Annotated in this window: 10 protein-coding genes; 5 read left to right on the top strand and 5 right to left on the bottom strand. The window is 63.2% G+C overall.

Translation table 11 applies throughout. The features are described from left to right. Positions 1-31 precede the first annotated feature (31 nt). The 3 genes from ACRSCF_RS18385 to ACRSCF_RS18375 form a co-directional block, all read right to left on the bottom strand. Positions 32-523 (bottom strand): copper uptake system-associated protein, encoded by a 492-nt coding sequence (locus ACRSCF_RS18385; protein ID WP_016445420.1) that lies wholly within the window; start codon positions 521-523, stop codon positions 32-34. A 34-nt stretch (positions 524-557) separates the two neighbouring features. Continuing rightward, on the bottom strand, positions 558-2,396 hold the full coding sequence (locus ACRSCF_RS18380) for a TonB-dependent receptor (RefSeq protein ID WP_034364998.1): 1,839 nt from the start codon (positions 2,394-2,396) through the stop codon (positions 558-560). Positions 2,397-2,708: 312 nt separating this feature from the next. Next, positions 2,709-3,068, bottom strand: coding sequence for a hypothetical protein (locus ACRSCF_RS18375; protein WP_016445422.1), 360 nt, complete (start codon positions 3,066-3,068; stop codon positions 2,709-2,711). A gap of 203 nt (positions 3,069-3,271) precedes the next feature. Between ACRSCF_RS18375 and ACRSCF_RS18370 the strand changes: the two genes are divergently transcribed. The 3 genes from ACRSCF_RS18370 (at position 3,272) to ACRSCF_RS18360 (ending at position 6,426) form a co-directional block, all read left to right on the top strand. Next, entirely contained in the window at positions 3,272-3,631 is a 360-nt protein-coding gene (locus ACRSCF_RS18370) for a DUF2946 family protein (protein ID WP_016452463.1), read from the top strand. Positions 3,632-3,719: 88 nt separating this feature from the next. Then, positions 3,720-5,894: a TonB-dependent receptor gene (locus ACRSCF_RS18365; RefSeq protein ID WP_324622582.1), complete on the top strand. Its 2,175-nt coding sequence runs from the start codon at positions 3,720-3,722 to the stop codon at positions 5,892-5,894. Between the two features lie 388 nt (positions 5,895-6,282). Next, positions 6,283-6,426: a hypothetical protein gene (locus tag ACRSCF_RS18360; protein ID WP_193615983.1), complete on the top strand. Its 144-nt coding sequence runs from the start codon at positions 6,283-6,285 to the stop codon at positions 6,424-6,426. Between the two features lie 254 nt (positions 6,427-6,680). Here ACRSCF_RS18360 and ACRSCF_RS18355 read toward each other — a convergent pair whose 3' ends face one another. Both ACRSCF_RS18355 and ACRSCF_RS18350 read right to left on the bottom strand, forming a co-directional pair. Continuing rightward, complete coding sequence (locus ACRSCF_RS18355; protein ID WP_080649903.1) at positions 6,681-7,352, bottom strand: TetR/AcrR family transcriptional regulator; 672 nt, start codon at positions 7,350-7,352, stop codon at positions 6,681-6,683. A 226-nt stretch (positions 7,353-7,578) separates the two neighbouring features. Further along, complete coding sequence (locus tag ACRSCF_RS18350; protein WP_289241877.1) at positions 7,579-8,487, bottom strand: phytanoyl-CoA dioxygenase family protein; 909 nt, start codon at positions 8,485-8,487, stop codon at positions 7,579-7,581. Positions 8,488-9,166: 679 nt separating this feature from the next. Here ACRSCF_RS18350 and ACRSCF_RS18345 point away from each other — a divergent pair. Next, positions 9,167-11,230, top strand: coding sequence for a PQQ-binding-like beta-propeller repeat protein (locus tag ACRSCF_RS18345; protein ID WP_016445428.1), 2,064 nt, complete (start codon positions 9,167-9,169; stop codon positions 11,228-11,230). A 25-nt stretch (positions 11,231-11,255) separates the two neighbouring features. Beyond that, a complete protein-coding gene (locus ACRSCF_RS18340) occupies positions 11,256-12,437 on the top strand; it encodes a YbfB/YjiJ family MFS transporter (protein ID WP_034364926.1) in 1,182 nt (393 codons plus the stop codon). The last annotated feature ends 5 nt before the right edge of the window (positions 12,438-12,442 follow it).

Genomic DNA, 12,442 nt, shown 5'->3' with positions numbered 1-12,442 from the left:
GACGGTGGATGGTGTGGAGGAGGCGATCGGCTCAATGGGCCGGATGTGCGGATGGGGGATGCTGGCCCTGCGCGTCCATATGGACCATGCCGTCGAACAGGGACAGCAGGGCGCGGCGCGGGGCGGGCATGGCGGACTCGGCCTGCACGACCTTGCTGGCCAGGCTGCGCGCGGCCGATGCAGACAGGCCAGCCATTGCCAGCATCTTGGGGTCCTTGAGTCCATCGCCGCCACAGACGGCCACCAGCCATTGGCCGTGCGCGTCGCGCCGCAGCAGGGCCCGGCCACCGCGATCGCCTTGTATCCATCCGGCGACCGCATGGCCGCCTTCGATGGAGATGGGTGCTACCTCCAGCCTGGCCTCGGGCTTGTCCCAGGTGGCCATCATGACGCTGCGGATGGCCGCCGCATCAGCCGATCCGGCCGTGGCGGGGGGCGTCGCGCCCGAGGCCGCCGCCATGGCGGGCAGGCCCAGGACCAGGGCCATCGACAGGGCGATGCTGCTCAAAGAAAGATGTCTCATGCGTGCTCCTTGTGCGGGCTGTGCGGGCGGGGGATCAGAAGCTGGCCGCCACGCCGATCTGTGCCGAGCGGCCGGGCATGGGGTAGCCGGGGCGATAGGCGTAGTTGCGGTCGAACAGGTTCTCCACGGCCAGGAAAACCTCTCCCTTGCTGCCCAGCGCAGGCACCGGATAGGCCACTCGCAGGTTGGCCACGGCAAAGCCGGCCACGCGCTCGGTGTTGGCGGCATCGGCGCCCCGCGCGCGGCTCAGCGCCCAGACTGCCGACTGGTACTGCGCATCGAAGGCGACCCGCACCGGGCCGGCCTTGCCATTGACGCCCAGCGTCAGCGCGCGGCGCGGGCTGTAGGGCAGGTTGTCCATGCTGGGGTCCAGCAGCGTCAGGCCGGCAAAGCCCGACCAGCCGCCGCCCAGCGCCTGGCGCAGCGACAGCTCCATGCCGCGCATGGTGTAGCCGCCCAGGTTGATGAACTGCGGCGGGGGCGGGACATTGGGCGGAAAGCCGAAGACATAGCGGTTCTTGACCTTGTCGTGGAAGATGCTGGCCTCAAGCTGCGTGGCCTGCGACAGCGTCCACTTGAAGCCCAGTTCGGCGTGGTCCATCTCCTCGGCGGACAGCTGCTGCCACGTGGAGCCCAGGGCCGGAATCAGCGATGCCAGTAGCGGCGTCTCCAGCCCGGGGTAGTTGATGCCGCGCGACAGGTTGGCGTAGACGGTGAACTGCTCCGAGGCCAGCGACAGGCCCGCATGGGGGGCCGCCTTGGAGCTGAACTGGCTGTGGTCGTACATGCGCAGGCCGGCGGAGGGCACCAGGCTCCATGTCGCCGACAGCGGGATCTCCTGGCTGAGTCCCGCATAGGGGGAGGTGATCCTGAAGGTGGGCGCCTGGAAAAATCCCTGCGGCGCTGGTGCGACGCGGTTGAAAGAGGCATCGCCAGAAATGCGGTCATGGTCCAGGCCGGCAGTGACGGTGGCCCCCTTCCAGGGCGAGAACTGTTCTTTCCAGCGCAGGCCGCTCATGCGGAACTTGTTGATGCTGTCGCCGTCCGGCGCGGGCTGGTCCAGCCAGTCGCCACGGCCATGGTTGCTGTACAGCTTGAGCTCGCCCCGCCAGTCACCATGCACGTGGGACACGGAGCTGCTGAACATGCTGGCCTTGGTGTTGTACTGGGGGGCTTGCGCCGCAGCGGCAAGCCGTGCGTCGCCAGGGTCCCTGGCCTTGTTGTCCACCTGCAGGAAGCTGGCCGCCACCGACCAGTTCGCACCCAGCCTGTAGCCAATGCGCCCCATGAGGTTGCTGAGCCGGCCATCCGCATTGGCGCGGTGGCCGTCCGAGCGCGCAAAGCCCTGGGCCAGGCTCCAATCCAGGTTGCCGCTTCTGCCCAGCAGACTGGCCTGTTCGGTGAGGGTGCCGTAGGAGCCCGCCGAGATCCTGGCATCCCCGTGCACGCCGTCCTCGGTGGCGCGGCGCGTGAGCAAGTCGATGGAGGCGAAGTTGTTGCCATTGACCTGGGGCTGCGGGCTCTTGTAGACCGTGATGGACTGCATGCCGTTGACGGGCAGCAGGTCCAGCAGGGGATGGCTCCACAGTCCCATGTAGAACGGAACGCCGTCCACATAGGTCTTGATCTCGCTGCCGGGCCGGCTCACGCCCATGCCGCGGATATAGACGGCGCCGCCCTGATCGCCGCCAAAGGCACCCACGGGGTTGTAGCGCGAGATCTGCAGACCGGGCGTGCGGCGCAGGGCCGAGGCCAGGTCCACCGCGTTCTGGTCGCGCAATTGGTCCTGGGCGATCACGGCCGAGTTGGAGGAAAACGCATCCAGCTCCATCTCTTCCACCACGGGGCGGGCATTGACGGTGACGGGGGCCATCCGAGGCTCCTGGGCATGCGCGCCGGCAGCCAGTGTGAGAAGGGCCGAGGCGATGGAGGACCTGTGGAAAACGGCCGGAATGCAGGTGAAGCGTTGGGCAAGCATGGGTGTGCACGCAGTCCGTCTGAACTGCGCAAATCATTGTTGGACGATCCAGGGCAGGCCGTTGCCCGTGCGCCGCACCGCCGGCCTGGTCACAGGCGGGCGCATTGGGGGCTTGGGGCAGGCCAGGAAATGACCTCGCAACCGGCGTGGCGCAAGGCCTTGCCATGGTGTCGCGGCCAAGGCAGCCGCGCTATCGATGCGAGGGAATCAGGCCTGTGCGGGAGGCCCGCGGGGCGGAAGCGGCGCGCCGACCAGGGCTGCGATATGGGCCGCTGCAAACGGATGCAGGGCTGCCGCCAGAGGATGGGGTTGTGCAACCGCCAGGCTGACGGGCGGCAGAGGCAATGCAGGGGCCAGGCACATCGAGCAATCGAGCGTGTGCTGACCTGGCGCCTGGGCCTGGCCCTCGTCGTCAAGAACCACCATGGTGATGGCTCCGCCGCTGGAGCAGATGAACTCCATGGTCTTGGGGTTCACGAAGGGCGAAGCGCCCGCAACACCCAGCGTCAGCAGGAACCACGCCAGGGCGAGGCGCTTCCAGAATGACGATGTGCGAAGGGTGTGCATAGCCCGCGATTATGGCGGCGATATCGGACCGACAGCAACCTTCTTGCGCAATGGCGGATGCAGATCCGGCCCGGTTGATCTTGGTCAAGGCGCTGCCGCCGCTTGAAGGCGGCGGATGGCAAGGCAGTTTTGCAGGGAACTCACAACAGCTTGCCAGGCAGTTGCCTCGCTCAACAGGCGATGGCCCCCCATAATGCGTACGCATGCAAACCTTGCGCAACTGCCTGATGCTGCCCCGCCTTGCTTTGGCGTGGTTCATGCTGGCATTGGCGATGGCCGTGGCGTCGCCCATCGTGCACCCGCGCTCCCTGGAAGTGGTTTGCACGGGCAATGGCAGCATGCAGGTGGTCGTTCTGGATGACGAAGGACAGGCGAGTGCCGGCACGCACCACTCGCTCGACTGTCCTTTGTGCCTGGTGGTCACGCCTGCCTTGCTTCATCCTTCGCCGGAGTTTGAACAGCCGCAGCCGTTGGGTTTGGCGGTGCAGCCCGTGGAGTCGGCGCGCATTGCCGCGCTGGTGGGGGCACCGCTTCCGCCCAGAGGTCCGCCGGCGCGCGTTTAAGCCTTGTGCGGCGGGCCCCGATGCCTGCCTCACCTTCGCCGCCGGGCCTTGTGGGGCACGGCAGGTCTCACTTGCACGCAAATCGCTCATGACCCGTTCCATTGGCCCCGCGATGCCCGAAGGCATCGTTCACACTTCTTCGTCCATCTTTTTGCAACGTTCTCGCCAGACCCGGGCCGTGGTGTTGCTCCCCATGGCGTTCGCTTGCTCGGCAAGCTGGGGACAGGCCTCCACAACCCTGGACACCATTACCGTGCGCTCATCCGGCGACAGCGCCCTGGAGCGCCCGCTGGCCACCGGCAGCCGACTGGATCTCAGCGCACGCGATACGCCCGCCAGTGTCGAAGTGATCACGCGCGAGCAACTGCAGGCCAGGGGCGACACTTCGCTGGTCGATGCAATCACCCGCTCCACGGGTATCACCAGCCTGGGGCATCCGGGCAACAGCGGCAGTTCGCTGTCGGCACGGGGCTTCACCGACACCACATCGGTCATGCGCTTGTATGACGGCACTCGCCAATATGGCGGTGTGGGCGTGAGTTTTCCCTTCGACACCTGGTCCGTAGACCGCATCGAAGTGCTGCGTGGACCGGCTTCCGTGATCTATGGCGATGGCGCCATTGGCGGGGTCATCAATGTGATTCCCAAGAAGCCCACGCGCAGTCCGATACGCAACGAGGTCCAGGCCACGGTAGGCACCGACGGAAAACGCGGCCTGGCCTTTGGCAGCGGCGGCGCAATCGATGAGCACTGGTCCTACCGCCTGGATGCCAGTGGCGACCGCGCCGACGGATGGGTTGACCGGGGTGATTGCAGCAACCGCACCCTCTCCGCAGCCTTGCGATGGGATCCGGTGCAGGACTTCAGCGTGCAACTGTCCCACGCGCTGGGCAGGCAAAAGCCCATGCGCTACTTCGGCACGCCGTTGATCAATGGAGTTCAGGATCCGGCGGTACGCGAACGCAACTACAACGTGGCCGACAGCCGCATCCAGTACAAGGACCGCTGGACCGAACTGGCGGCGCAATGGACGCCCTCCAGCAACGTGATCGTGCGCAGCAAGCTCTATCACATAGCCAGCGACCGCTACTGGCGCAACGCCGAGACCTACCTGTACAACGCCTCCACCGGCCTGATCGACCGATCCGGAAACACCGAGATCGCCCATGACCAGACGCAGACCGGCAACACCACGGATGCGACCTTCAGCGGCAGTCTCTTCGGCCGCAAGAACCAGGTGTCCCTGGGCTTCGATGTCAACCACGCGGCATTCCGGCATTCCAACAACACCTATGCGGGCAGCTCCGGTCCGGTGGACCCCTACAACCCCGATCCCGGTCAATACACCAGCTCCATTCCCTTCATTCCCCGCTATCGCAACAAGGCCGAGCAATATGCGCTGTTCGCCGAGGACCGCCTGGAGATGACGGACCGCTGGTCATTGGTGGCAGGTGCGCGGTTTGACCATGCAAATCTCTCGCGCCAGGACCTGGTGGCTGGTACGCAGGCCTTCAAGCGCAGCTACTCCAATGCGGGGTGGCGCTTGGGATCGGTCTACCAACTCCACCCCGGCCTGTCACTGTATGCCCAGGCATCCAAGGCGGCGGATCCGGTGAGCGGCCTGCTGATGCTGTCTGCCGCCAACGCCGCTTTCGACGTGTCCACAGGGCGGCAGTTCGAAATCGGCCTCAAGCAATCGTTCTGGGAAGGCAAGGGCGACTGGACGCTGGCGATGTACTCCATCACCAAGAACAATCTGCTCACGCGTGACCCTGCCAACCCCGCGCTGCGCATCCAGGTGGGGCAGCGGTCATCCAAAGGCATGGAGAGCACCCTGTCGATGCAGGTCGCCAAGACGGTCCGGCTGGATGCCAACGTGGCCTTGCTCAAGGCGCGGTACGACGACTTCAGCGAGTCGGTTGGCGGCGTCACCGTGTCCCGCAATGGCAACGTGCCCACCGACGTGCCTGAACGTGTCGCCAATGTCTGGGTGGGCTGGAACCTCGCTTCGAACTGGACACTGTCAGGAGGGCTGCGCCATGTCGGCAAACGCTATGCCGACAACGCCAATACCTTGAAGCTGGGGGCGTACACCACCTTCGATATGGCACTGCAATGGAAGGCCACTGCAGATACCACGCTGACGCTGCGCGGGTTCAACGTTCTGGACAAGCACTATTTCTCCACGGCCTACTACACCACGACGCAGTGGCTGGTGGGCGAGGGGCGGCGCGCGGAGATCACGTTGCATCACCGCTTCTGAAGGCGTAGCTGGCGAAAAGGTCGGTCTCCTTGAATGCCGCACAGGACTTCAGGAGCCGGCCGGTTGTAACGCTTCGAGCACCATCAACGCATCTCCCGCAGCCACAGCCTTTCCAGCTTGGCAATGCGCGGCAGCAATCCTGCCTGCCTGCCTGACTGGCTACCACCTGGAACTCCATCTTCATCGCTGGCCGATGGACGACGTCCTAAGCTGGATGTACCTGAAGCCCGAGACCAGCGCGGGCTCTTGGACTTCTTTGGATCTATTGGGATTTCTTGGGATGCCAGGATGGCCCCCGGAGGGGCTCGAATTGAACGATTGTTTCTAGGGAAAAATCTACGGAAAAATCAGTTTAGAAAAAAAAGTACCAACATAAATACCAACAAAAATGAAAGCAGCTTTCCTGTCTGTCTGCTGGCTGTACCTGGCCGTTGTGCTGGTCCTCTACATTCGCAAGATCGTGGGCCGGTCTATGAAGGCAGCGCTGGGCAGAGAGCTGGCGCTCGAGGCCTTGTTGATGGCGGTCTGGTGACGCAAACCTCGGCCGCACTTCTTGCCCTCTTGGGACCAGGGCGGCCCTTGTGAAAGCGACGTCTTTAAGCGCCTCTGAGTCGCCCGTAACCTTGAGCGGAGCATGAGCCGGCGCGACAGCTGCAGGGGCAATGCCGTTGCCTAGCCATTCTTCAATAACATGAAAAAAGTGCGCATCCAAGCACCTTGACTTGAGGTTGTAGCCTTTCTAGCAGAGCGAGGGCAGTCCAGGCAGCGATGACAGGCAGTCAGAACCTAAGTGAGCTTCCCGCTGCTCCCATTCGCGGTTTCTGCAAGTGCCAGGCACGCAGCCTTCAAGCGAACTCCCAGGAGGCCTAAAGAGGCTGCGTCCTGGTTACTCCAGTGGGCCATCACAATCGCACCTTCCGTCAAGCAGGAGATCAGCGTGGCTGTCGTGTGCGCTTCGGCCTCCGTCAAGTTCGGGTTGATTCTGCGTAGGATCGGGGCCAAAGCCTGGATGTATTCTGCGTAAATTTGCTTGAGCCAATCCGCAACGATGGGACGGTGGCGGCCCATCGCCCACACTTCGAAGTAGAGGTTTCGCACGTTGACGTCGCGAACAAATGTCCAGGCGTCGTCGAGGAAAACTTTCAGGTCATCTGTTGGGGACTCGTACTGGCCTTCTGCCAACTGCCTGGAGTACCGCATGAATTCCTCGGTCGAGGAAGTGATCGTTGCAAGAATGAGCGATTCCAGATCGCCGAAATGATGCTGAACGGTGTTGAGCCGAACGCCTGCTGCTGAAGCCACTTTGCGCAACGAGAAATCTGCATAGCCTTGTGCCAGGACCTCTTTCGACGCCTTCAGGATATCCGCACGCCTACGTTCGGACTGTACGGCTCGCACGCCCGGCGCGCCTGTTTCGGAGGCAGCGGACGGGGCGTTTTCGTTTTTGGGTTTTGTCATGGCATGGATTGAAGTCTGTCGGATCTCTGGTGATTATGGAGACGCTTCGATAGCGCCCACCTCCTGTCTGATTTAAGGTTTCAAGCCCCGCATGGTCTGCATGCGGGGCTTGAAACGAGCGCTTTTTGCCGAGCAGCGTTGGCTTCAGTTTGTGCTCGTGGCGAACCCCGCCGACACGCCTGGCAAGCGGGGCGTCAAGAAGCGTGCAAGTGATGTTTGTCCTGTGTCAGAGCTTGAGGTGGTCGCCCAGTTCGCTGTAGTTGACCTGCCAGAGGCCGGGCGATCCGATAGGGTACTGCGAGCGGAACCCGAGCAGGCGCTGGACGCGCGGCGACAACTGCCGAACGATGTCCATGCTGACCAGGAAGGGGTAGGCCTCTTCGCCGGTGAGAAAGCCTGGGTTGAAGGCGAAGGCAACGCCTCGGCGGTACTGGTCGGTGGTCAGGTTGGCGCCACCGCCATGGGCGGTTTTGCCGCTGAACAGGAGGACATCTCCTGCATTCATTTCGGCCGGGATGGTCTGCTCCGGCGTACCGCGATCTTCGAAATTTTCCCAGTGGTTGCTGCCGGGGATGACGCGGGTGGCGCCGTTCTTCTCTGTGTAGTCGGTGAAGGCGATCATGAAATTCATGGCGGCCTCGGGGCCCTTGGGGCCCATGCCGATGAACGGATACCAGTTCTCGAGGTCGCGGTGCAGCATCTGGGCCTTGTTGCCAGGGCCGATCTCGATCACCTGCGCGGTGGTCATCCAGTACGAGCCCGATTCCTCGAGGAAGATCGCATCGAGCAGGTTGTGCACCAGGTCGCGGTCGAGGATTTCCTCGCGGAAGGTCTTGCTGTGCGTGACCAGATTTGTCAGGCGCTTGGTGTTTGCGCCGTGAAACTCGGCAATCAACTCGATTTCGTGCGTCGATCCCGGCGCGAGTGCGTCCATCGGTCCCTGGATCTCGGCATTGAAGCTGTCGATCTGTGACTGGGTAAGGAAGTTCTTGATGATGACGCCGCCGTCTTCCTTGAGGATCCGGAGGATCTCGGCGATGGGCGTCGAGGTCGTGGCGGTGCGCAATGCGCTGATTGTCGGGGTCATGAAGCGTCTCCTTTGTGCCGGCAGGCATTGATTGACTTGATTGGTCATGTGACCTATCTTTTGAAATGATGGGATACATCGCACCGCGCTGTCAAGGGTGGCCACACCCCTCTTGAGGCATGTGGTGGACCTGCTCCGGTGCCGGGCACAACGGACGTCCCACCCATCAGCGGGAAGGGCCGCCGCGTCTTCCTTGTCGGCACGATTTCTCCAACGGCCGAGGCGGCTCGGATCGATGGAGACGCCCGTTTGCACGTCAGCTTCGCCTCGCATGAAATTGTCAGCAAGGGTTTCCCTGCCCTGTGTTCGTTACAGCTTCTCGAGAGAGAAAAACGGTGATTTCACCTTGACCGTGCTTGGACAGGCAGGCCTGCGAGGAGCCACCTGTCGATCCATTTTTTCCTGCCGTGGGTGATCCGGGTCGATCCCCGCGCTGTTCTCGATGGGATCTCCCTGACCCGGGAAAAGCTTGGGCGCGCGCCGTCTCATCCACCTACTTTTCCGCAGCGGCACCAGCATGAATCTGGACGCCCACGCTCCCTGCCGTTCGCTTGTGGGGGGTAGTTTCACTAACCGCATTTCCCCTATGTTGTTTATGTGGTCATGTGACCAATAATTTATTCACTTTGCTTGCGCAGATGCGCCGAAGAGAGCGTGAGTGGACGCGCAGATGGCGCGTTCGATGACTGAGACCTCCGTACAACCACACATCACAGGAGTAGTTCACGTGACCCCAGCAACACGATTCGTGGTGGCTGCGATTGGCGCCTTGGCAGCGGCGGGCGCTCCAGCCGCCGAGAGCCAGGACTGGCCGCTGCTCGGCCGCAATGCGGACATGCAGCACAACAGCCCCTTGCAAGCGATCAACGACAAGAACGTGGCGAACCTTGGCCTGGCCTGGTCGGCCGAGATGCCGACGAAGGACGGCATGGTCGGCAATCCGCTGGTGGTCGATGGGGTCGTCTATCAGAGCGCACCTCGCACGCAGGTGTTCGCGAACGACCTGAAGACGGGCAAGCTGCTCTGGAAGTTCGAAGCCCCAGTCAAGATGCCTGACGAAACGGGTGTTCCGCGTTGGGCATACAACGTGAACCGGGGCGTCGCGGTTAGCGGCGACCATGTCTTCTACGCCTCGGCGGACTGCAGGCTTTATGCGATCAACCGCAAGTCGGGCGCGCTCGCCTGGTCGGTGGAGGCCTGCGACGCCTCTCAGGAGACGGGCTGGTATGCCATGACCATGGCGCCGCGCATAGGCGGTGGCATGGTTTTCGTCGGCAACGCTTGCGGCGACAGCGGCATCGGCCGCGGCCACGTCGATGCTTTCGACGAGAAAACGGGCAAGCCGGTCTGGCGCTTCTACACCGTGCCGGACGATCCGGCGAAGGGCAAGCAGAAGACGCCCGAGCTCGAAAGGGCCGTGAAGACCTGGGGGAAGGACTGGCACTCCAAAACCAACGGCTGCGGCAGCGTCTGGGACGGCATGACCTACGACGCCAAGCTCCATCAGCTCTACATCGCCGTCGATGGCCCGGCGCCCTGGATCCCCACGCTGCGGGGCAAGGGGGCGGGCGACGAGCTCTACACGAACTCGGTCGTCGCGCTCGACGCGAGCACCGGCAAATACCTCTGGCACTACAAGCAAACGCCGAACGACGGCTGGAACTATTCGCCCAATGCCCCTTTGATGCTGGCCGAACTGCCCATCGGTGGCAGTTCGCGGCGCGTGGTGATGACGGCCCCGAAGAACGGCTTCTTCTATGTGCTTGATGCGAAGACGGGCAAGTTCATCTCGGCCAACAACATCGTCCCGGTCAACTGGGCAAGCGGCATCGATCCCAAGACCGGGCGCCCGATCTTCAAGGCCGAGGCACGCTACTGGGAAAAGAAGGATGGCAAGGCCGTGATCATTCCTTCGACGTCAGGGGCTCACAACTGGCATGCGATGGCCTACAACGAGCAGACCGGACTGGTCTATCTCGGCGCTGCCGTGGTGCCATCCCTGGCGGAAATGAAGCCGGACATGATCGGAGGTCTGGTCACGCACGATTATTTCGGCTACGAGGCCGCGAATGCGAAATACCGTCCTTATGGCGAGCTGATTGCCTGGGATCCTGTTGCCCAGAAGGCCCGTTGGCGGGTTCGGCGCGACATCCCGTACAGCGGCGGCACGCTGACCACGGCGGGCAATCTGGTGTTCCAAGGAACGGGCGACGGCAAGTTCGAGGCCTTTGCGGCAGACACCGGCAAGCGTCTGTGGTCGTTCGACACGGGAGGTGTGGGCATGGCAGCGCCCACGACTGTCTCGCAAGATGGCGAACAGATTGTCCTCATGCCGATCGGTAACGGCGGCGCGGCGTCCATCGGACAGATCCTGACGCGCGTCGCATCGACTGCACAAACCCGTGCATCGCCTTCCCGCCTTCTGGCATTCAAGCTGGGAGGGACCGCGACGCTTGTCAAGGCTGAACCCCAAGTGGTTCCCGAACCTCCTCTTCCGCGGCCTGCGAACAAGGCGCAAATCCACGCCGGGGCGATTCTGTGGGAGGGCAAGGGGTGCGTGTACTGCCACGGCCATGAAGCTGGCAGCGCCAACGGCAACGTGAAAGACCTGAGATTCAGTTCGGCTGAAACGCACGGACTGTTCGCCGGCATCGTCATCGGCGGCCTGCGCAAAGAGCAGGGCATGCCGGTATTCCAGGACATCACGATCGAAGAGGTCAACGCGTTGCATGCGTATGTGCTCGACCGTGCCTGGGCCGGGTACCTCGATGCCGGCAAGTCGAAGCCCTGAACCGCACATATCGAGGAGGCGAGCCATGATGACGGTACGCGAACGATTCCCCAGGCTTTTTGCCGCTGCGTTGCTCTGGCTGGCATGTGCGGGTTATGTATTTTTTGGAGGTATGCCCGCCTTTGTCGTCCAGATGGCCGCGGACTGGCACTACACGGCGACGCAACAGGGCGTGATCGCCATGGCCGAGGTGGTCGGCAATGCCATCGGCTCCCTGCTGCTCGTCTACGTGATCCACAGCCGAACGGCGCGCTTCACCTTGGCCTGCGGCTTGCTGATGCAGCTTGCGGGCAATGCGGCGATGTATGGCGACCCCGCGTTCTGGCTCGCCTGCTGCGAGCGGGTATTCGCAGGCATTGGCGGCGGCATCGTCTTCGGCACGGCCATTCGCTACGTGTCGTTGAACCCGCGCGCCGACACCTTGCTGCCGCTGATGGTGGTTTGCCAGTATCTCGGCATGACCTTGTTGACCTCGGTCATCGTGCCGGGGCTGGGTTCGATCGGCGCTTCGCTCATCTACTGCGCGGCGATGGCGGGCGTCTCTTTGTTCGTGCTGTTCTTCTTCATGGATGGATGCAGGGTGGTCGGGGAGTCGCCAGATGGCGAGCTTCCCGCAGTGAACGCCGGCGCCGCGTGGCTGGTGCTTGCATCCATCTTTCTGGTGTCGGCCTGCGCCGGCCTGGCATGGACCTTTCTGGAAGCCGTGGGCCTTGCTTCGGGTCTTGCGCCAGACCAGGTTCACAAAGCCATTGGCGCGTCTGCCGTGCCCACCGTACTGGTCTGCCTGTGCATGCCGGCACTGCTTCGTCGCGGCTGGGCCTTGTCGTCAGGGACGGTACTTCTGAGCGTCTGCGCGGCGGGTGCGCTGCTGCTGGCCACACCTTTGACCCCATGGACGTTTGCCGTCGGTGCAACGGCGTTCACCGGCGCCTGGATGGCTAGCGGGGTGGCGCAGTACGCAATGCTGCCGGGGTTCGACCCTGTGGGCCGGCATATCGCGCTGATCCCTGCCTGCGTCGGCATCGGTTCTGCGGTCGGATCGCTGGTGGGAGGAGGGCTGATCGACTCCTCTTCCGCCTTCGGTGTGGCGTACGACATCTCCGCGATCTTCGCCGTGCTGGCCATCGTCTCGATGCTGGCGGCCCACCGGTGGGGCGCACAACGAAGTGTCATTGGCGAGGCCCCGCTTCGCGATTCAACGAACTGACGCAA

It is taken from the genome of Delftia sp. 11MD (genome assembly GCF_050907895.1).
GTDB lineage: Bacteria > Pseudomonadota > Gammaproteobacteria > Burkholderiales > Burkholderiaceae_C > Comamonas > Comamonas tsuruhatensis.
The sequence above is the reverse complement of the archived record's forward strand: the minus strand, read 5'-3'. Positions and strand labels throughout refer to the sequence as shown.